The organism is Rahnella laticis (assembly GCF_015644585.1).
Taxonomy (GTDB): domain Bacteria; phylum Pseudomonadota; class Gammaproteobacteria; order Enterobacterales; family Enterobacteriaceae; genus Rahnella; species Rahnella laticis.
Genome location: NZ_JADOBI010000016.1, coordinates 105,355 through 125,812 on the forward strand (window position 1 = coordinate 105,355; position 20,458 = coordinate 125,812).

A 20,458-nucleotide genomic window follows, 5' to 3' on the forward strand; every position below is an offset into this window, starting at 1 on the left:
CGTATTTATAACCAAAGAAAATGCATCTAACTTTTACTGCAAAAGGTCGTAACCGATGAAAATCGTGAATGCTGAAGTCTTTGTCACTTGCCCGGGTCGCAACTTTGTGACGTTAAAAATCACTACCGACAGCGGTCTGACCGGTATCGGCGATGCCACCCTGAACGGCCGCGAACTGCCGGTCGCGTCTTATCTGAAAGATCACGTCTGCCCGCAGCTTATCGGGCGCGACGCGCATCAGATTGAAGACATCTGGCAGTTCTTCTACAAAGGCGCGTACTGGCGTCGCGGTCCGGTCACGATGTCGGCCATTTCGGCGGTCGATATGGCGCTGTGGGATATCAAAGCAAAAGCCGCCAATATGCCGTTGTATCAGTTGCTCGGCGGCGCGTCCCGCACCGGCGTGATGGTTTACTGCCACACCACCGGTCATTCCATCGATGAAGTGCTCGATGATTATGCCAAACACAAAGAGCTGGGCTTTAAGGCGATCCGCGCCCAGTGCGGCGTACCGGGCATGAAAACCACTTACGGCATGGCGAAAGGCAAAGGTCTGGCGTACGAGCCCGCCACCAAAGGCAACTGGCCGGAAGAACAACTGTGGTCCACGGAAAAATACCTCGATTTCACGCCAAAACTCTTTGAAGCCGTGCGCAACAAATTCGGTTTTGACGAGCATCTGCTGCACGACATGCATCACCGCCTGACGCCCATCGAAGCCGCGCGTTTTGGCAAAAGCATCGAAGAATATCGCCTGTTCTGGATGGAAGATCCGACGCCTGCCGAGAATCAGGAATGTTTCCGCCTGATCCGCCAGCACACGGTCACCCCCATTGCCGTCGGCGAAGTCTTCAACAGTATCTGGGATTGCAAACAGCTGATTGAAGAACAGCTGATCGATTATATCCGTACCACGCTGACCCACGCGGGCGGCATCACGGGGATGCGCCGCATCGCCGATTTCGCGTCGCTTTATCAGGTGCGAACCGGTTCGCACGGCCCGTCAGATCTCTCGCCAGTCTGCATGGCGGCTGCCCTGCACTTCGATCTGTGGGTGCCGAACTTTGGCGTGCAGGAATACATGGGCTATTCCGAACAGATGCTGGAAGTGTTTCCGCATAACTGGACCTTCGATAACGGCTACATGCATCCTGGCGAAAAACCGGGTCTGGGCATTGAGTTTGACGAAAAACTCGCCGCGAAATATCCGTACGAACCGGCCTATCTGCCGGTGGCCCGTCTTGAAGACGGCACTTTGTGGAACTGGTGAGGGAACGAAATATGAACAGCGTCGTTATACAAGAACCGGGAAAATTAGTCATCGAGCAACGTGCTTTGCCGGTACCTGCCGCCGGCGAGGTACGAGTTCGGGTGAGTTACGCAGGTATCTGCGGCTCCGATGTTCACATCTATCACGGCCACAATCCGTTCGCGAAATACCCGCGCGTTATCGGCCATGAGTTCTTCGGCCATATCGACAGCGTCGGTGAAGGCGTTGATACGGCACGCATCGGCGAACGTGTGGTCATTGACCCGGTGGTAAGCTGCGGGCATTGCTATCCGTGCTCCGTCGGGCGGCCTAACGTCTGTAACGAGTTGCAGGTGATCGGCGTTCACCGCGACGGCGGTTTCAGCGATTACGCCTGCGCCCCGGCGAAAAACGCCTATAACGTCCCGGCGTCCATTCCTGACAAACTCGCCAGCATGGTCGAACCTTTCACCATTGCCGCCAATATCACGGCCTTTTTGAAACCGGCACCGCAGGATACCGCGCTGGTGTACGGCGCAGGCCCGATGGGGCTGACGGTGATTCAGGTGCTGAAAGGTGTGTACGGCGTTCAGAACGTGATCGTCACCGATCGCATTGAAGAACGTCTGCATATGGCACTCGACAGCGGCGCCGACTGGACCATCAATAACAGCGAACGCAGCGTGGCTGATGTGCTGTCCGCTGAGGGCGTGCGCCCGACGATAATCGTTGATGCTGCCTGCCATCCGGCGATTTTGCAGGAAGCCATTTTGCTGGCTTCACCGGCTGCGCGTATCGGCATGATGGGTTTCTCTGGCGAGCCGAGCACCATCACGCAGCAAAGTATTACCAGCAAAGAAATTTCGCTGTTCTCTTCGCGCCTGAACAGTCACCGGTTCCCGCAGGTGATTGAATGGATGGAGCAGGGAAAAATCACGCCTGAAAAACTGGTGACGCACTGGATGCCCGCCGGAGATGTGGAAGCTGCACTGACGCTGTTTGAAAAAGATCAGCGTTCCTGCTGCAAAGTTCTGCTGACGTTCTGAAGACCGTTTTTATTTTAATTGTTTGAAACCGCGGGAGGATTTTTAAATCTTCCCGCAAACCGTACCTCATATTCTACCTACAAAGAACGCAACACTATTAAAACGACACCAAGTGGAGCACCTTACCTATGTTTAAGAACCTACGCTGGATCATCGTATTCCTGCTGTTCATGGTTTACATGATCAACTATCTCGACCGTGTAGCGCTGTCTATTACGGTACCGATGATAGAAAAAGAGCTGACCATTAATCCTGAGCAGTTCGGGATAATATTCGGCAGTTTCTTCTTTGGTTATGCCATATTCAATTTCATTGGCGGTCTGGCCGTCGATAAATTCGGGCCCACGGTCGTGATGGGATTAGCCGTCGGGCTGTGGTCTCTATTTTGCGGAATGACTGCCATCGCCACCGGCTTTTATTCCATGCTGATATTGCGGGTATTATTCGGCATGGCTGAAGGCCCGATATGCGCTTCCGCCAATAAGATGATTAACGGCTGGTTCCCGAAGAAAAAAGCCGCCACCGCAATGGGGCTTCTCAGCGCCGGTTCGCCTCTCGGCGGCGCCGTTGCCGGGCCGATCGTCGGTTATCTGGCGCTGTCTTTTGGCTGGCGTCCGGCCTTTATGGTGATTGCCGCCATCGGGATTGTGTGGATGGCAATCTGGTTCTTTACCGTGGCGGATAATCCGCTGAAAAGTAAACGCGTCTCGCCGGAAGAATTACGTTTAGTCGATGAATTGAAGAATGAAAATATCAGCGAAGAAGACGATCTGGCGCACGCCGCGCATGGTCTGGGATATTATTTACGCCAGCCAATTATTCTGGTCACGGCGTTCGCCTTCTTCTGCTACAACTATATTTTGTTCTTCTTCCTCAGCTGGTTCCCGTCTTATCTGGTTCAGGCACACGGCCTGAATATAAAAGAAATGAGCCTGACGACCGTGATTCCTTGGATTGTCGGATTCGTCGGTCTGGCGCTGGGCGGTTATATCTCCGATAAGATTTTCAATATTACCGGCCGCTTACTGCTGTCGCGCAAGATTATTCTGGTCTTCAGCCTGTCTGCCGCCGCTATTTGTGTCGCACTGGCTGGTATCGTCACCAGCGTGGTTCCGGCCGTGGTACTGATGTCTGTTTCTATTTTCTTCCTGTATACCACCGGCGCAATTTACTGGGCGATTATTCAGGACGTCGTGCATAAATCCCGCGTTGGCGGCACCAGCGGTTTTATCCATCTGGTCGGCAGCGTATCAGGCATCGTCGGGCCGGTCGTAACAGGCTTTATTGTGCAAAACACCGGTCATTTCGACAGCGCCTTTATTCTCGCAGGCGGCGTCGCCGCACTCGGCGCGATTCTGGTGTTCTTTGTGATTAAAGCCCCAAAGCATTCACCGGCCACTAAGTTATCTCACGGCTGAAGTTCTGAATAAAAATGCCGCGCCCGGTTAAAAGGCGCGGCATTTTGCCGACACTGTTGCTGTATATCCGGAGCATTTCACCATGTCACAGATTTCATCGCAGCCTCTCTCTGAAGCCGCCGAAAAAGAACAGCGTGGATTATTAAGACGCGTCGCAGGCGCTTCCGCTATCGGCACCGCTGCCGAATATTACGACTTTTTTGCCTATGGTACGGCGGCCGTTCTGTTTTTCGGTCAGCTGTTTTTCCCGAGCCACGACCCGCTGATCAGCACGCTGGCCGCTTTCGCCACATACGCCGTCGGGTTTCTTGCCCGTCCGTTGGGCGGCATTGTTTTCGGCCATATCGGTGACAAAGTCGGACGCAAAAAAGCGCTGGTGATCACCATTCTGATCGTCGGTTTAGGGACTTTCTGCATCGGCCTGCTGCCGACTTACGAAAAAATCGGCTTCTGGGCACCGGTTCTGCTGATTTTAATCCGCGTATTGCAGGGGTTTGGCGTGGGCGGAGAACAGGCAGGCGCCGTGCTGATGACCGCCGAATATTCGCCGCCGGAACGCCGGGGCTTTTTTGCCAGCTGGGTACAAATCGGCGCGCCGCTGGGCTTTCTTCTGCCGTCGGCCTTGTTTGCGCTGCTGACGTCGCAGTTATCCGCCGCACAAATGCTCGACTGGGGCTGGCGTATTCCCTTCCTGCTCAGTCTGCTGCTGGTGATCGTCGGGCTGTTCATCCGTCTGCGGATTGATGAATCGCCGGTGTTTGCTGAAATCCGTAAAACCAAAGCGGTGGAATCGCGTCCGGTCGTGGAAGTCATCAGATTGTATCCGGGGATCATCGTCAAAGGGGTGTGCGCCAAACTGATCGAAGCCTGCGCATTCGCCATGTTCACGGTGATTGTGCTGGCATTCGGTAAGGCCAATCACCTGAGCGAAAGCATTCTGCTGCAAACTATGATTGTGGCCGTCATTCTGGAGATATTTGCCATCCCGATGATGGGCAAACTTTCTGACCATATTGGCCGCAAGCCGGTGTATATGGCCGGTGCGGTGTTGCTGGCGGTTGGGATTATTCCCTTCTTTCTGGCCCTGAAAATGGACACGTTCTGGATCACGCAAATTGCCATGATCCTCGCGCTGACCTTCGGCCACAGCATGTGTTATGCGCCACAGGCTTCGTATTTCCCCGAGCTGTTCCCGACGCGGATCCGTTGCAGTGGCATTGCGTTAATCTGGCAAATCGGATCACTCATCGGCAGCGGAATTCTCGGGCTGGTGGCGGTGAAAATCCTGCAAATGACCGGCGGCGATTATCACGGGCTGGCGATTTACATGATTGTTCTCGGCGTCGTCTCAGTGATCGGCCTTGCCCTGCTGCCGGAAACTGCGCCGGGCAGAAGAAAAAGCGAATACCACAGCTGGAAACAGTAATCCCGCACGCCCCCTCGGGCTGCCCGTCACGGCAGCCCGAGGATGACGGGTTATGCCTCGTCAACCCAAACGCGCATCTCCCCTTCTCCGCGGTTAGCCCAGGTAAAGTACGGCACAAACGTCATGGTTTGCGGCACGGTCTCTTCAGCGGCCGGGTTGAAACGGTAAAGCGGTTGCTGATCGGCGTGGTTTGACGTCCTTCGCTCGCCCTGCGTTTGCAAAAGCGTTTTACCGGCAAACAATCCGTTCCCCGCTATCAGGCGGAACTGCGCATTTTGCGGCAAACGGAGGTTATGCAATTCGCTGCCGTTGTCAGCCTGCTCAAGGCAGTAAACCAGCGGCCCGCGCTGTACCGCGACTTTCCCGGCGACATGCCGCAGCAGCGCATTGCCTTTCACGCGCGTGACCGGCATCGGTAACGTCATCTCAATGCGGTCCCCTTTTTGCCATTCCTGCGTCAGACGCAGATATCCGCGCGAGGTCCGGGCGGCGACGTCCAGCGGTTTGCCGTTAAGCGTCACCTGCGGGCTGGCGCACCAGTCGGGCAAACGCAGCGCCAGCGTGGCTTCGAGAGGCTCGCCGGTGTCTACTTCAATCAGCACATTTTCAGCCCAGGGATAGCCGCCGGATTGCCTGAGGCGCAGCAGCTTACCGCCAATCGTGGCTTCGACATCACTGCCGATGTAGAGATTAATGTCCACACCGTCCGGCCGCTGGGTGTAAATATAATGACCGAGAGACGCCAGCAGCCGCGCGATATTGGGCGGACAACAGGCGCAGCCAAACCAGCGCTGACGGACCGGTTTTACATGGTCATAAATATGGTTGAAGGGAATGCTTTTCGGATGGACTTCCAGCGGATTGACGTAGAAAAAATGTTTGCCGTCGAGCGCCATGCCGGCAAGCACCGTGTTGTAAAGCGCGCGCTCCATGACATCGCCGTAACGGCTGTCGGCCTCGAGCTGCAACATACGGTTGGCAAACATCATCAGGCCAATCGACGCACAGGTTTCGGTATAGGCCGTATCGTTGGGCAAATCATAATCCGACGAAAACGCCTCGCCGCTGCTTTGCGAACCGACAGAACCGGTGATGTACATCTGCCGCTGCGTCATGTTTTCCCATAAGCGCCGACAGACTTCACGTTTTTCCTGATCCTGACTCAGCCGCGCCAGATGCGCGACGCCAGCGTATAAATAGACAAACCGCACGGCATGCCCGATCGCCGTGGTCTGCAACGCCACCGGTAAATGTGCCTGGCTGTAAGCTTTATCCTTCACCATCCACGCCGGACCGTAGGTATTCCAGTGCGACGTTTTTCCGCGTTTTTCATACTCGATATCGTAGAAATGCGGCTGCGCACCGCGCTGTTCGACGAAATAACGCGTGAGTTCGAGATAGCGCGTTTCGCCGGTTTCTTCGTATAAACGCATTAATGCCAGTTCAATTTCCGGATGGCCGGGATAGCCGTGCAGTTGCCTTTCACCCGGCCCGAAAACGTCGCCAATATGGTCGGCGAGTTTACACACGATCTCCAGCAAACGTGTTTTTCCGGTGGCCTGCGCGTAGGCGACGCCTGCTTCAATCAGATGCCCGGCGCAGTAAAGCTCGTGACATTCCGCCAAATTTTTCCAGCGCTGCTGCGGCTCTTTGACCGTGAAATAGGTATTTAGATAACCGTCCGGTTGCTGCACCGCACCGACCAGCTCAATGACGCGGTCAGCGGTTTCTTCAAGCTCCGGATCCGGCGTTTTCGCCAGTAAATACCCCACCGCTTCCAGCCATTTGGCGACATCGCTGTCCTGAAAAACCATCCCGTAAAATTCACCGTCGCTCTGCCCGGCCGCGATACGGAAGTTCTCAATGGCGTGGCTCGGCTCCGCATCCGCCACTTCATCGTTCAGCGCTTTCCACTGATACGGCACGACCACATCTTTCACCAGACGCTGGTATTCCAGCCAGAATACATCGGAAATATTCACCTTGTGCAAAGGCACTTCTAAAGAATCAACCGGAGAAAAAGACATACAACCTCCTGAATCGTTATCGTCAGTTAAATTTTGGCCGCCAGCTCACGCGACATGCGCGTCAGCAATGTGTTGTTGAGCTTGCAGAAAATCAGGGTGCCCGCCAGCAGCAGATGCATCGCCGCAGGCAGCAGGGTTTCGAGAAGTGTGATCCCGCCGAGCGAAGCTGCAGTCTGGTGATCCGCACCGGCCTGATAAGAAACCAGCACGAAGACCAGGCTGATGATCCCGGCGCTGGATGCCCACGCGAGTTTGATGAAGAAAAGGTTGAAGGCGAAGTTCATGCCGGAAGAACGGATGCCGTTTTTCCAGTGGCCGTAGTCGTCGGCGAACGCCATCAGGGAAAAGTGCAGCGGCAGCGTAAAGCCAAGAATGACGCAATGGACAAAAATAATGCCCAGCCAGAGCGTCTGCCACTGTTCGCCCACCGGCACGAACCACAACAGCAGGGAAAACACCGCCAGCACCAGATTGGTGAGCATGTAGAGACGCACGCTGTCGATGAACTTTGTCAGCTGATTGACGATCACCGCCCCGAGAATCGACGCCAGCGTCACCATACCGAAGAACATCGAGGCGTAACCTGCGCCGCCTTTCAGCACGTACGTGATGAAGTACATATAACCGCCGCCGCGCAGGTTAAACACGTTGATCAGCAGGAAAGACATCAGCAATACCAGCAAAAGCTGGTCATTTTTCAGCATTCCGCGAATGTGCTCACGGACGCTGAACTGCCCGAGCAGCGCCAGCGGCAGGCGTTCCCGCACGGCAAAGAAGCACCACAGGAACATCACTACGGCAATCGCACACAGCAAACCGACGCCCTGCTGATAACCCACCGCCGCATTGCCTTTTCCCAGCACCTGCACCAGCCACGGCAATCCGACCGACACCAGAAAACCGGCGACGCCGCACAAGACAAAGCGCCAGGACTGACATGACATCACCTCGCGGTGATCTGTCGTCATGGTGTTGATCAGCGCGCAATACGGCACGTTGATCGCGGTGTAAGAAATGGACAGCAGGAAATAGGTGAAAAATGCGTAGGCAATTTTGGCATCACCACTGAAACCCGGCACCGTAAACGTCAGGAAACCGACCACGCCGATCGGCAGTGCAATCCACAACTGCCACGGGCGAAAACGGCCCCAGCGGCTTTGCGTCCGGTCGGCCAGCACCCCCATTAACGGATCGGAAATTGCATCAATGACGCGCAGTGAAATAAACAGTGTGCCGACAATAGCAGGCGTCAGCCCGAATACGTCGGTATAGAAAAAGGTGAGAAAACTGCCAATGAGACAGGTAATTATCGTGCCTCCGGCATCACCTAATCCATAGCCAATTTTCTCACTGACCGAAAGTTTGGCGTTTGCAGACACAATGGCGTCAGTGCCTCTTACCGGCGATGAGCCGGTATTTATAGAATCGGTTGGCATTGTATTTTCCTCGCTTTTATATCGTTATTTATAAGCTTCAGGAACGTATTAAATAAGGCTGAAATTGAATATCAGCCGGGAGATAAATAAGGCACGCCTTCAATCTGGCACAGGGTTATCAAACCAACAAGAGGAGGATAAAGTAGTTAAACGGGACAATTCCGACTCACAGTCAGAATCTGTGAAGCAGATCAAACCCTCCCGCCTGCCTGCTGGCAGAGCGCGTCCGCTGTGCTAATGTCAGCTATCTTCCGCCCGATGAGTGCCTGAAATGCTTTCATTTCCCGTTAATTATCCGGTTAAAGTTCAGAATGGCGGTTTGTTTATTTCCCGCGGAATGGGGACACATCCGACCCGGCAACTCAGTTCGCACGAGCTGATTTACGTTGTGCGTGGCACACTTTCCCTTCAGGAAGAAAATACCCGTTTTGATTTACATGAAGGAGAAAGTTTACTGTTATTTCCCGGCAGGGAACATAAAGGCGTGACGACGTTTGATCCTGAGTTAAAGTTTTATTGGCTGCACTTTGATATTGTGAAAAACACGACAATAATTAAATCACAGCAAATTAATCCCTCTTTACAGCTGGATATTCCACAACACTGTAAGGTCAGAGATACCGAAACAGTGTTAACCCTGTTCAGATTATTTTTATATGAGCAGGAGCGCGGCGGAAATTCGCTGGAGCTGTTTCTGATTTTATTGTTGCAGGAAGTCTCCCGCGCCTGGCCTGAAAATGTGGAACCCGGCGGGCCGGGTGTCGCGCTCGCCTATAAGGCACGTGAGCTGATTACCACCCAGTACCATCTGCCGCTCGGCGCCTCTGAGCTGGCAGACCGATTACACTGCAACGCTGATTATCTCGGGCGGGTTTTCCGCCTGACCTTTCAGATGACGCTGACAGATGCGTTGCATAAACAACGGGTTGCGGCGGCCGAAAAGCTACTGCTGAGTAACACCGGCAATGTTGCGGATGTTGCCCGGCAGACGGGGTTTAACGACGTGGCCTATTTTCGCCGGGTTTTCCGCAAACTGCTGGGGATTACGCCAGCGGCCTATAAAAAACTCTATTGCCGCGAGCATATTAATTCCCAATAATTTGATAAAACCTTGCGCTAACAATCTCAAAATCCTGAGAAAACTCATGTTAGTATTATCTTCTCCTGATTCTGAAGACAAATTTAGCCCATGACAGACTCCTTTGAATTTCTCAGTAATGTGCCGGTAAATCAGCAGATTTACCGCACCTTGCGTCAGGACATTGTCACCTGTGCCATCGCACCGGGGGCGTTCCTGTCGGAGAAAGAAATTTCCACGCGTTTTAATGTTTCCCGCCAGCCGGTTCGCGAAGCCTTTATCAAACTGGCCGAAGCCGGGCTGGTACAGGTTCTGCCACAGCGCGGCACTTACGTGATGAAAATTTCTTCCAAACGGGTGGCCGACGGCCGTTTTATTCGTGAAGCCGTTGAAACCGCCGTCGTCCGCCGCGCCGCCATGGTCGCGACGGATAAAGATCTCGCGCTGCTTGAGCACAATCTTGAACGGCAGACGCTGGCGGCAAAAAGCCAGCAAACGCAGGAATTCCTGTTACTCGACGATGAATTTCATCGCACCATCGCGCAGATTATTGACTGCCGGCTGGCGTGGGAAACCGTCGAGCACATCAAAGCCACGATGGATCGCGTGCGGTTTCTGACGCTCAGCAAGGTATCGCCGCCGGAAAATCTCATCGCGCAGCATTACGCCATTTTTGACGGACTGAAAGCGCACGATCCGGACGCTGCCGAAAAAGCCATCCGCATTCATTTGCAGGAAATGATTTCCACCATCACGCCGATTGCTGAGCAAAACAGCGACTGGTTTGATGCGGAATAGTATGGCAAAAACAGTTTTCCCCGCGTTTTAGCGCAATGCCAGCACGCGGGGTCCAATGCGTTTCAGGGAAGTTTGGTCCAGTCCTTCGGCGGATGGTAGAAGGCTTCCGGCGGACCAAATGCGCCGAGCCCCTCTTCATCGAAGTCAGAATACTTTTCTTCGCAATATCTCAAATACCCAACGAGCATATCGACCAGCTCAAGCTGGCGTGGGGTTAACTGAACGGATTTACCCATACACTTTTCCTTATATTCAGACAGTGAAAATTGATATTTATTGGAATTCAATTAAAGCGTTCTATTATTTAATTTTGACTTCATATACTCGTCTAACAGAAAGTAATTTGACTCACATTCCATCTTACCGGCCACTTTGGTTAAAGGTGCCTCTGACATATAAAAGCGCATTACGAGTTCATTAACAACATCTTTAATAACAAATCGTGTCTTTTCTTTCACCAGCAATTTATTTCCATCAAGAGAGTTGGCATAGGTGACCATAATACACAGGCTAAAAAACAACATTTTTCTTTTTAATGGATGCTCAGGCGTTTTACGGTAAAAATTTTCCAGCGCATTGATTTCAAGATTATTTTCCTCAAACCAGCAGGATTTCAACAAGAAAGCCGCCCGTTCCTGAGGCGGATTTTTAAGACAAAACACGTAAGCGGTTTGCTCAACCCCAGACTCAGCGGGTTTGTTTTTACGGTATTCATTGAATAACCATTTCCAGTTAAGCTGATTCTTTTCCGGTTGCAGTAAATTACGTCGGGCCTTGCGTTGCTGCCAGATAATATCACTGCGACGAATACGTCTGATAATAAGCGGGGTCTTCAATTTATCAAAGACGGCATTCATGATGAGAACCGTCTCGTTAATTACCGTTTCATGTAACGTTAAATATTTCATTTTGTTTATCGCTCCCTGATTTCAATGAGCGACAGAATAATCCTGGCAAAATGAATCACAACGCAGCATGCGCGTTTTTACGAGACGCCTCGGGAAATTTCGTTATCAGGGCTAACGCAACCCGAAAAAGATGCCCGTTTTGCGGGGTAGCCCCAAAATTTGTATGACAACTTGGTGTAAGCTGTAAACCATATCAATATCGTGGATACTTTTATGCCTGCTACAGCCCCCCTGAAAAAAAGCTATTACAGCGCAGATCAGTCGCTGTCCCTGTCTCAGCTCGATGTCGAGAAAATCAGCCAGGTCGTGCGCGATCTGGACGTGGCTGAAAGCGAAAAAGAGCATTACGTCACGGGCTGGATGGGCCAGAACAGTGTGGTACTGGTGAGGAATTATCAGGACAAACGCGGGACGTCTAACGGAATTGTCATGTCACGCGGCAACCGTTACAAACTGACCATTCAGGCCATTACCTTCCGCATTCCCAAATTTCTGTTGTGGATTACGTTCCGCCGCAAGCCCCGTACTATGACTGTAATTGCTTACAACAAGCTGGGTGAACAGGCCACCGGTCTGCAACAGTTTATGCATATTCAGGAACCTGAGCTGAAAGAGCAGCTGGAAAGCGACTGGCGTGAGCTGAATGATTATCTCGGCATGGCCTGCTGGCAGATGGAGAATAATCAGCCGCTGTGGCGCAAGCTGCGTGAAGAAATCACGCCACAGTCGCTGCTGATGCAGGCGGAATCCGCGTGGTTCAGTGGCAAGAAGCTGCAAAAAGACGGAGAATGCGAAGGATTGTGGCTGCACGAGCAGTTTATCGGGCGTCGTACCGGTGAGCACGCGGCGCTGTTGCTGTCGTGGAAGGATGAGGAAAATCAGGATATCGCCAGCTACCTGTTTGAGCGGGTTTCGGCCACAAAGATTCGTGTGATGCTGCGACCACGCAAAGAAGCGAAATTCTACCCGCTGAACCCGTTTGACGCTGTGCATTTGCAGCAGGCGCTGACGATGTATCACCAGGCAGAAGAAGCGCTGAGCGAAACCCAGCGCCGCGCCTGACCGGTTTTACCACCAGCGGTGAAAATGATGCACGGGCCCGATACCGTGACCGACTTCCAGTGAGCCGGCCTGCATCAGCGCCTGTTGCAGATAGTTTTTGGCTTCCCGCACGGTATCCGCCCAGTGAGTGTGGCGCGGACGTAACGCCGCCAGCGCTGCCGACAACGTACAGCCGGTGCCGTGCGTATGCCGGGTATTCACCCGTGGCGCGGTAAAACGCTCGCGTGAATCCGCCATAAACAGCCAGTCCGGGCTTTCTTCATCACTCAGATGGCCGCCCTTCATCAGCACCGCTTCACATCCCATCGCCAGTAGCGCTTCGCCCTGTTCACGCATTTCTGCCTCATTCACTGCAACCGGGCAATCCAGTAACGCAGCAGCTTCCGGCAGATTGGGAGTAATAATTGAAACCTGCGGAATAAGCAGACGGCGCACGGCATCAATGGCCTCAGGCAACAGCAGCGGATCGCCACTTTTTGCCAGCATGACGGTATCAAGCACCACAAAAGGCGGCTGATAATGCCTGAGCCTTTCGGCGACCGCTTCAACAATCTGGCTGTTCGCCAGCATGCCGATTTTAGTGCTGTCGATTCGCACGTCGCTGAGTACGGAATCGAGCTGCGCGGCCACGAAATCCGGCTCAATGTTGTAAACAGACTGCACGCCACGGGTGTTTTGCGCCACCAGCGCGGTGATTACGCTGGTGCCATACGCGCCAAGCGCCGAGAAGGTTTTCAGGTCTGCCTGGATCCCCGCGCCGCCGCTCGGGTCAGTACCTGCAATGGTCAGGGCATTGATTCTTTTCATCCGATGTTTTCCCCGTTCAGCCACTCTTCGCGCATTAAATACAGGTTATCGAGAAACTCCGGCGTGAAGCTGCCCGGCCCTTTCACCACCGCGCAGGCGCGCTCACCGGCACAAGACATGACGCGACATGCCGCGGTAACGTTATCCAGACGTTTGCCAGGCAATGCGGCAAACGCCGCAACAACCGCAGATAACGAACAACCGGTGCCGACGATGCGGGTCATCATCAGATGTCCGCCGGGAACTGACCAGCTGCGCTCGCCGTCGGTGACGTAATCAGTTTCGCCGGTGACTGCCACCACCGCGCCGGTTCCCAGCGCCAGTTGCTGTGCAGCCGGTAAGGCAGACAGCGAATCATCGCCGCTGTCCACGCCACGTCCGGACGCACTCAGGCCGCTGAGCGCACGGATTTCAGAGGCGTTTCCGCGGATGGCGGCGGGTTTAAGTTTGATGAGTCCGAGGCAAAACTCCGTGCGCCAGCTCAGGCCGCCGACGGCAACCGGATCCAGCACCCAGGGTTTTCCGGCCTGATTTGCTGCGTGAATCGCTGCGTGAATCGCCTCAGCATGAGGGCGGGTCAGCGTGCCAACGTTAACCAGTAAGGCATCGGCCACCGCGCTGAACTGCGCGGCTTCGGCCGGGTCAGTCACCATTGCCGGTGAGGCACCGAGCGCCAGCAGGACATTGGCCGTAAAGGATTGCACCACATCGTTGGTCAGACAATGAACCAGTGGCGCGGAGGCACGAAGTTGTCGTAAAGAAGCGGCGGCTGTTGCGCCGGGAAACACGTAAGGTCGGGTATTCATAGTTCTCCCCACCGGCGCTAAAGAAGGCGGTATCGGGAGAGATACCTGACTTCCCTACGCTGGCATAATCCAGATCAGGTAATACGGGTAAAATCTCAGCCGTTCTTTTGCAGGAGCGGCACCCCGAGTCAAGGAAGCATTATTGGTGGCGAGCCTGAGAAGGTCAATCAGGATTTTTCGTACAGCGCGTTATTTCACCGCCGACGCAATAAGGTTAATTTCCAGTAAAACATCGACCAGAAGTTCCACGCAAACTGTTGTCCGGGCAGGATATGGCGCGTTGAAATGTTTTACATATGCCTCGTTAAAGGCTTTGAAATCTTTCTTATCGGTCAGGTAAACATTCACGGAAACAGCATCATCGAGCGTCAGGTTATATTCTTTCAGAGATCCGGCTATTTTCGAAAATACCAGATGAGTCTGCGCTTCAATTCCGGCGGGCGTTGTGTCTTCCGCAGTAATCGGTACTTCGCCGGAAACAAAATAAAGATCGCCGCTTTTACGGACTTTGGGAAAAGGTAAGGTTCCTGTGAGCATAATGAATTCCTCGGTTCAGACGTAAAATCAGAAGCTTGATATCAGCAACATGCCGTAGAAAATAAAGACGACCGCCAGCGTGATATAAACTATCCGTGAATCACGGGGATCCACAGGTTTGTTTTTTTCTTTCATATAAAAAACTTAGCTATTTGAAATAAATTAATTGAGAGTATTTAAGCGATAAACTTTAATTAAGATAAATAGTACCGCGCATATACAGCGCCGCTTTGCCGCTGATAATCACCCGGTCATTTCCGCTCATTTCACATTGCAGTTCGCCTTTACGCGCGCCGCCCTGCCGGGCGGTCATCTGCATTTTATTCAGACGTTTCGACCAGTACGGTGCCAGTGAGGTGTGGGCTGAACCGGTTACCGGATCTTCATTCACCGCCACGCGAGGCCCGAACCAGCGGGAGACAAAATCAAAATCATCGCCCGGTGCGGTAACCACCACGCCACGGGTATCAAAAGCATTGAGTGCTGCGAAATCCGGCGCGAGGGCTTCCAGCACGGCCGCATCTTCAATCACAATGACGATATCGTCGGTTTTAAGCACCGCTGTGATCGGTGCTTTCAGCCCAAGCGCCTGAGTGAGTCCGTCTGGCAACGCGAAAGACTCCGGAGATTTTACCGGGAAATCCATGTGGAAAACCTCATCCTGGCAGGTCACCCATAAATCTCCGCTGCGGGTAGAAAACCGCAGTGATGCGGATTTATCGCCCAGCGCCTGGCTAATCACCCACGCCGTCGCCAGCGTGGCATGACCGCATAAATCCACTTCAGTACCCGGCGTGAACCAGCGCAGCTCATAATGGTCGCCATTTTTGACGAAGAAAGCCGTTTCGGAAAGATTATTTTCACGGGCAATATTGCTTAAAACGCTGTCATCCAGCCAGTGAGGCAACGGGCAAACAGCCGCCGGGTTTCCGCTAAAACTTTGCGATGCAAACGCATCGACCTGATAAATTGATAATTCCATTTCAGACTCCTCGCTGTGAATGACCACTATTCATCGCCGCCGGATTTCTTAATTTCATCCAGATAGTTGTAGATGGTGTAACGGGTAACGCCCAGTTTGCTGGCCGCCTTTTCAACGCCGCCTTTGACGATAAACATCCCGCGATCCTGCATAACCCTGACGGCTTCCAGTTTCTCTTGTTTATTCATTGGTTTACCCGCACGCCCCGACTGAGACAGGGAAGAATCAATGATTTCTTCCATCATGGACTCAAGATCGGTTTGGGCATTTTGCGACGTATTTTCTGAAGAATACTGTCTGAGCAGACGCCCGAGCGCCGCATGCGCAATTTCAACTTCACTGAGATCAACGTTGATACACAGGCTGGCAAATGCAACGCCCGCCGCATCGCGGTAAACCGTCGTAGCGCTTTTCAGTTTTGTCCCCTTCGCGGTCACTGTCGTGTAATCCGCGATAACCAGCGGTTCTGAGGATGGAGAAGCCGCATTCCGGGCGTTGAGAAGACCGGCGAACCCTAAATCACCGTCCGGGCCGCTGAACATGGAATCCCCCACCGCCCGGCCGGAAACGTGACCATTGGCGATTTTCAGCACGGAAGACGACGGATTTGTCAGGTCATGAACCACGATTTCAGTGTTGTTGCCGATGGCCGCCGCGAGAGCATCCACGGAGGCGAAGAGCGTTTTCAGAACGAGTGCTCTTTCGGCTGCGGGTTCTGGAGGAATTTTGGGCATGAGTACTGGAGTCCGGCATTGCATTTGATACGAACACAATATCAACCGAATGTTGAAATATCAATTTTTTGTTGATTGTTTTACGCCCGCACCACAAACCAAATTGAACTCCCGTAAACTCGCTGGCAGTATGGCTCAGTGAAGTGAACGTAATCTGCCCTCATCTTTTCAAAGGAATTCACTCTTTGCCATCAGCACTCAACATCCGCCCTTACGAAGAAGCCGACCGTCCTTTTTTGCGCACGCTGTATCTGGCATCGCGTAAACATACCTGGACGTGGATGGAAGACGATTTTCAGCTTGAAGATTTTGACCGCGCAGTAATGGGCGAAACAATACTGGTTGCCGAACGTGACGGGCATCTGCTCGGATTCGCCTCAATTTTTACGCAGGAAAACTTCCTGCACAATCTGTTCATTGACCCGCAATATCAGGGCACCGGCGCAGGCAGCGCGTTGCTGCACGCCAGTGAAAAAATGTTCACCCGAACGGGTTCACTGAAATGTTTAGTTAAAAGTAAAAACTCTGTCGGATTTTATTTAGCGAAAGGCTGGGAAATTATTTCTACCGGCGACAGTCCGAAGGGCGAATATTATCTATTTCATTCACCTAGCAAATGATTAAAAGATGAATGATTAACACGCGTGCGTAATTTTTCCCGTTCCTGACGAACATCAATTTTTCTTTATAGTTAAGAGGTTAAATTCCACAGCAGTGCTATACATACTTTGTCTTCCGTAAACATTTTCGAGGGTAAGAATGAAAAAAACAAAACTGATGCAGGCAGCACTGATTACGGGTGCTCTGTTTTTGGCAGGCTGTACTAACCACGTCACACAAAAGGAAAAATTCTCAGGCTTCCTCGGTGACTATTCCAATCTGACTGAAGTAAAAACCGCATCCGGGAATCCTGTACTGCGCTGGATTGATCCTTCATTCAAAAAAGCCAATTATTCTTACCTGAAATACGAGCCTATTACGTTCTATCCGGAACCTAAGCCAACGCCACAAATCAGCAAAGAAACGTTGCAAGGTGTACTGGATTACGCAAACAGCCGTTTGAAACCAGCCATGGCGGATCGTTTGCAGCTGACTGACCATGCCGGCCCGCGCACCCTGATTTTCCGTGGTGCGATCACCGGCGTGAATACTTCGGCGGAAGGTTTGCAGTTCTATGAAGTGATTCCGGTTGCACTGGTCATCGCAAGTGCTGAAACGGCCAGCGGACACCGTACACGCGATACCGAAGTGTATTTCGAAGGTGAGCTGATCGACGCCAGCACCGGCAAACCGGTCTTCAAAGTCGTACGTAAAGGCTTCGGCAAACAGGTTTCCAATGACACCCAGAAAGTCACCGCTAACGATCTGAAAGTCGTGATCGATGGTCTGGCAAACGACACCAAACTGTTCCAGTCGAACTAAGTCAGACGCGTTAGCCAGCATTTTGAGAGGCAGCCAGAGGGCTGCCTTTTTTTATTGATAAGAATACTTTTTGATATCACATAGTGATATCATTTTTATGTTCTGGCGACTCAGCCATTATCGAAGGATCGACTAATCATGAACATGCTTAATAGCGGACACCTGAAAACGTTACATCTCATTTTTTCCTTGCCTACATCTTCAGCGGTGGAAGGGAGAAAAATGGAAGTTTTGTTTATCGCCTTAGGTGCCAAAGTCAGTGAAGGAAAAGGGTCGCGGGTTCGTTTTGAAATCAATAATGTTGTTGCCTCTTTTCATCGACCGCACCCGGAGAAAGAAGCAAAAATTTATCAGGTGCGTGATGCCAAAACATTCCTTGAGGCTATAGGAGTAAAACCATGAGTACTATGACCTATCAGGGGTATGCTGCAAAAATTGAATACAGCGATGAAGACAAATCTCTGGTCGGTCGTATAGCCGGAATTCAGGATGTCATCGGTTTTCACGCTGATAATGTCACGGACCTTAGGCTTGCTTTCGAAGACGCCGTGGAGGATTACCTGAGCTATTGTTCGGAGCAAGGTCGCGAACCTCAGCGTCCGGCCAGCGGGAAAATAAGCCTGCGTATACAGCCGGAAGTCCATGCGGCAATCAATGTCGCCGCGGAAGTATCAGGTAAAAGTGTCAATCAATGGATTAGCGACACGTTGATTCAGGCGGTTCACGGCTAACGCTGTACGTTAAACATCTGTTTCCTGGCAGCCAAAGGGCTGCCTTTTTTATTTTCTTATGCGGCGTTCTTCACACCGCACTGCTCATGAATTTCCGTAACCAGATATGCGCCGGGTCGCGGTGCGAGCGTTCGTGCCAGTACATGTGCATCTCAAAACCGGGAACTTTTACGGGCGGTTCGGTAAGGTGCAACGCGGGGTTGCCACGCACCAGACGCTCGGGAAGCATGGCGACTAAATCGGTGGTCAGCAGAACCTGAATGACAAACAGGAAATGCGGCACGGAAAGCACCACGCGCCGTGATAATCCGGCTTCTGCCAGCGCGCTGTCGGTGATGCCCTGAAATCCACCACCATCAGGCGAAACGATCACATGCTCAAGCGAGCAAAATACCGGCATAGTGACGGGCTTCGCCAGCTGCGGATGTCCTTTCCTGCCGACCAGCACATAACGTTCGGAAAACAATAGCGTGCTGTGCAAATCCTTCAGCACCGCTTCCCCCGTATGAAATGCCAGATCCAGTTCTCCACGCTCCATTTTCCGCATGATCCGCACCGGTGATGTCTCAAAAATCGCCAGTTTTGTTCCGGGCGCAACAGCCCGGAATGCCTGAAGCACAGGCAACACAATGGTGGATTCGCCATAATCCGCCGCGCCCAGATTCCAGGTATTTTCTGCCTTCGACGGATCGAAAACGTCACCGGCAGAAACCGCAGACGCCAGAGCAGCCAGCGCCTGTTGCAGAGGTTGACGTAATTCATCAGCCCGCGCTGTCGGACGCATGCCGCGCGGGCCCGGCAGCAGTAGCGGATCGTCAAAAAACTCACGCAATTTAGCCAGCTGAACGCTGATTGAAGGCTGGGAAAGGTTCAGCCGCTGCGCCGCCCGCGTGACATTGTGCTCCGCGAGCAGAACATCCAGCGTGAGCAATAAGTTGAGATCCAGACGGCCGAAATTATTCATAACTATACCTGGTATATTTTAAATTCATTTTAACTATACCTGACGGCGGCCTACTCTGCTTTCATCACTTAACGGAGAGTTCGCCATGAATATTTTAATCGTCTACGCCCATCCGGAACCAAAGTCCCTGAACGGTTCACTGAAAGATTTCGCCGTAAAACACCTGGAGGCCGCCGGTCACAGCGTACAGGTTTCCGACCTCTACGCCATGCAATGGAAAGCTCCGCTGGACGCCGCTGACAATACATCGCCTTCGACGGACATGCCTTTCAATCCTTCTCAGGATTCACAGCGGGCATTCAAAAACGGGACGCAAAGCGCTGACATCACCGCCGAGCAGGAAAAACTGCGTTGGGCCGATACCGTAATTTTCCAGTTTCCACTGTGGTGGTTTTCCATGCCCGCCATCATGAAAGGCTGGGTGGAACGGGTTTACGCCTACGGATTTGCGTACGGCGTGGGCGAACATTCGGATTCGCACTGGGGCGACCGGTACGGTGAAGGGAATATGTCGGGAAAACGCGCCATGCTGATGGTAACGACCGGAGGCTGGGAACCGCATTACAGCGCGCGCGGTATCAACGGTTCCCTAGACGATTTACTGTTCCCCATCCATCACGGGATCCTGCATTATCCGGGCTTTACCGTGCTCCCGCCGCTGGTGTTCTACCGCACCGGCCGCACGGATGAAGCACGCTTTCATCAGCTTTGCGATGAACTGGCGACCCGGCTGGATACGCTGGAAACCACAACATCCATCGCCTTCCGCCAGCAAAATGGCGGCGACTATGATATTCCTTCACTGACGCTTAAAGCTGAAATCACGCCGGAGAAAACCGGGTTTGCGGCGCATTTGAAATAACATTCTGAGAGTTTTCGACATAAAAATCTATGGTCACCCCCGTTTTTGCAACACCGATTTTGATTTATGATGGGCTTGCTTAAATCTATACGGCGTCTGATGGGCAACACTACGTTGCCCGCGCCACGATGAAGTCCGCGCCTGCAGAACCTTAAAAAACGGACG

General features: G+C 52.6%; 22 protein-coding genes and 1 riboswitch. Of the genes, 12 read left to right on the forward strand and 10 right to left on the reverse strand.

All coding sequences use genetic code 11. The annotated features are described in order from the left end of the window. Positions 1–55: 55 nt before the first annotated feature. The 4 genes from rspA (at position 56) to IV433_RS24115 (ending at position 5,139) form a co-directional block, all read left to right on the forward strand. Positions 56–1,270, forward strand: a complete 1,215-nt coding sequence (gene rspA, locus IV433_RS24100) for a starvation-sensing protein RspA (protein WP_152324540.1) — start codon at positions 56–58, stop codon at positions 1,268–1,270. An 11-nt stretch (positions 1,271–1,281) separates the two neighbouring features. Then, positions 1,282–2,295, forward strand: coding sequence for a Zn-dependent oxidoreductase (locus tag IV433_RS24105; RefSeq protein ID WP_195816189.1), 1,014 nt, complete (start codon positions 1,282–1,284; stop codon positions 2,293–2,295). A 128-nt stretch (positions 2,296–2,423) separates the two neighbouring features. Further along, positions 2,424–3,713, forward strand: a complete 1,290-nt coding sequence (locus IV433_RS24110; protein ID WP_195816188.1) for an MFS transporter — start codon at positions 2,424–2,426, stop codon at positions 3,711–3,713. Positions 3,714–3,795: 82 nt separating this feature from the next. After that, positions 3,796–5,139 carry an MFS transporter gene (locus IV433_RS24115; protein ID WP_195816187.1) on the forward strand — a complete coding sequence of 448 codons (1,344 nt, stop codon included), beginning with the start codon at positions 3,796–3,798 and terminating at the stop codon, positions 5,137–5,139. Between the two features lie 50 nt (positions 5,140–5,189). Here the strand turns inward: IV433_RS24115 and IV433_RS24120 are convergent, their stop codons facing one another. Together IV433_RS24120 and IV433_RS24125 are read right to left on the reverse strand one after the other, a co-directional pair. Beyond that, a complete protein-coding gene (locus IV433_RS24120; RefSeq protein ID WP_195816186.1) occupies positions 5,190–7,166 on the reverse strand; it encodes a glycoside hydrolase family 127 protein in 1,977 nt (658 codons plus the stop codon). 26 nt (positions 7,167–7,192) lie between these two features. After that, positions 7,193–8,602, reverse strand: coding sequence for an MFS transporter (locus IV433_RS24125; RefSeq protein WP_195816185.1), 1,410 nt, complete (start codon positions 8,600–8,602; stop codon positions 7,193–7,195). 271 nt (positions 8,603–8,873) lie between these two features. Here IV433_RS24125 and IV433_RS24130 point away from each other — a divergent pair, with 271 nt between their 5' ends. Both IV433_RS24130 and IV433_RS24135 read left to right on the forward strand, forming a co-directional pair. After that, positions 8,874–9,701, forward strand: coding sequence for a helix-turn-helix domain-containing protein (locus IV433_RS24130; protein WP_195816184.1), 828 nt, complete (start codon positions 8,874–8,876; stop codon positions 9,699–9,701). A gap of 90 nt (positions 9,702–9,791) precedes the next feature. Beyond that, the gene (locus tag IV433_RS24135) at positions 9,792–10,478 is read left to right on the forward strand and encodes a GntR family transcriptional regulator (protein WP_013574394.1); all 687 of its coding nucleotides are present in this window, start codon (positions 9,792–9,794) and stop codon (positions 10,476–10,478) included. A 62-nt stretch (positions 10,479–10,540) separates the two neighbouring features. Here the strand turns inward: IV433_RS24135 and IV433_RS24140 are convergent, their stop codons facing one another. Continuing rightward, complete coding sequence (locus tag IV433_RS24140) at positions 10,541–10,714, reverse strand: hypothetical protein (protein WP_195816183.1); 174 nt, start codon at positions 10,712–10,714, stop codon at positions 10,541–10,543. Positions 10,715–10,765: 51 nt separating this feature from the next. Then, positions 10,766–11,386: a hypothetical protein gene (locus tag IV433_RS24145; protein WP_195816182.1), complete on the reverse strand. Its 621-nt coding sequence runs from the start codon at positions 11,384–11,386 to the stop codon at positions 10,766–10,768. A gap of 213 nt (positions 11,387–11,599) precedes the next feature. Here IV433_RS24145 and IV433_RS24150 point away from each other — a divergent pair, with 213 nt between their 5' ends. After that, positions 11,600–12,448: a hypothetical protein gene (locus IV433_RS24150; RefSeq protein ID WP_195816181.1), complete on the forward strand. Its 849-nt coding sequence runs from the start codon at positions 11,600–11,602 to the stop codon at positions 12,446–12,448. Between the two features lie 6 nt (positions 12,449–12,454). On the opposite strand, the gene thiD is transcribed toward IV433_RS24150, so the two are convergent. The 5 genes from thiD to IV433_RS24175 form a co-directional block, all read right to left on the reverse strand. After that, a complete protein-coding gene (gene thiD / locus IV433_RS24155; RefSeq protein ID WP_195816180.1) occupies positions 12,455–13,255 on the reverse strand; it encodes a bifunctional hydroxymethylpyrimidine kinase/phosphomethylpyrimidine kinase in 801 nt (266 codons plus the stop codon). Next, entirely contained in the window at positions 13,252–14,061 is an 810-nt protein-coding gene (thiM, locus tag IV433_RS24160; protein WP_195816179.1) for a hydroxyethylthiazole kinase, read from the reverse strand. The genes thiD and thiM overlap by 4 nt, the downstream gene beginning before the upstream one ends. 34 nt (positions 14,062–14,095) lie before the next feature. Then, positions 14,096–14,197, reverse strand: a riboswitch (TPP riboswitch). A 53-nt stretch (positions 14,198–14,250) separates the two neighbouring features. Continuing rightward, complete coding sequence (locus tag IV433_RS24165; protein WP_229893691.1) at positions 14,251–14,598, reverse strand: RidA family protein; 348 nt, start codon at positions 14,596–14,598, stop codon at positions 14,251–14,253. Positions 14,599–14,788: 190 nt separating this feature from the next. Next, on the reverse strand, positions 14,789–15,580 hold the full coding sequence (locus IV433_RS24170; RefSeq protein ID WP_195816178.1) for a PhzF family phenazine biosynthesis protein: 792 nt from the start codon (positions 15,578–15,580) through the stop codon (positions 14,789–14,791). Between the two features lie 26 nt (positions 15,581–15,606). Then, positions 15,607–16,314, reverse strand: coding sequence for a helix-turn-helix transcriptional regulator (locus IV433_RS24175; protein WP_229893692.1), 708 nt, complete (start codon positions 16,312–16,314; stop codon positions 15,607–15,609). Positions 16,315–16,499: 185 nt separating this feature from the next. Here IV433_RS24175 and IV433_RS24180 point away from each other — a divergent pair, with 185 nt between their 5' ends. The 4 genes from IV433_RS24180 to IV433_RS24195 all read left to right on the forward strand — a co-directional run bounded on the left by IV433_RS24180 (position 16,500) and on the right by IV433_RS24195 (position 18,467). Then, positions 16,500–16,934: a GNAT family N-acetyltransferase gene (locus IV433_RS24180; RefSeq protein WP_195816177.1), complete on the forward strand. Its 435-nt coding sequence runs from the start codon at positions 16,500–16,502 to the stop codon at positions 16,932–16,934. A 139-nt stretch (positions 16,935–17,073) separates the two neighbouring features. Continuing rightward, positions 17,074–17,736 carry a DUF3313 domain-containing protein gene (locus IV433_RS24185; protein ID WP_195816176.1) on the forward strand — a complete coding sequence of 221 codons (663 nt, stop codon included), beginning with the start codon at positions 17,074–17,076 and terminating at the stop codon, positions 17,734–17,736. Between the two features lie 138 nt (positions 17,737–17,874). Further along, positions 17,875–18,138, forward strand: coding sequence for a type II toxin-antitoxin system HicA family toxin (locus IV433_RS24190; RefSeq protein WP_195816175.1), 264 nt, complete (start codon positions 17,875–17,877; stop codon positions 18,136–18,138). Further along, on the forward strand, positions 18,135–18,467 hold the full coding sequence (locus IV433_RS24195; protein WP_195816174.1) for a type II toxin-antitoxin system HicB family antitoxin: 333 nt from the start codon (positions 18,135–18,137) through the stop codon (positions 18,465–18,467). Before IV433_RS24190 ends, IV433_RS24195 begins: the two co-directional genes overlap by 4 nt. A gap of 70 nt (positions 18,468–18,537) precedes the next feature. Here the strand turns inward: IV433_RS24195 and IV433_RS24200 are convergent, their stop codons facing one another. Continuing rightward, positions 18,538–19,431: a LysR family transcriptional regulator gene (locus IV433_RS24200; RefSeq protein ID WP_195816173.1), complete on the reverse strand. Its 894-nt coding sequence runs from the start codon at positions 19,429–19,431 to the stop codon at positions 18,538–18,540. Between the two features lie 85 nt (positions 19,432–19,516). On the opposite strand from IV433_RS24200, the gene IV433_RS24205 reads away from it, so the two are divergent. Next, positions 19,517–20,293 (forward strand): NAD(P)H-dependent oxidoreductase, encoded by a 777-nt coding sequence (locus tag IV433_RS24205; protein WP_195816172.1) that lies wholly within the window; start codon positions 19,517–19,519, stop codon positions 20,291–20,293. Positions 20,294–20,458 lie beyond the last annotated feature (165 nt).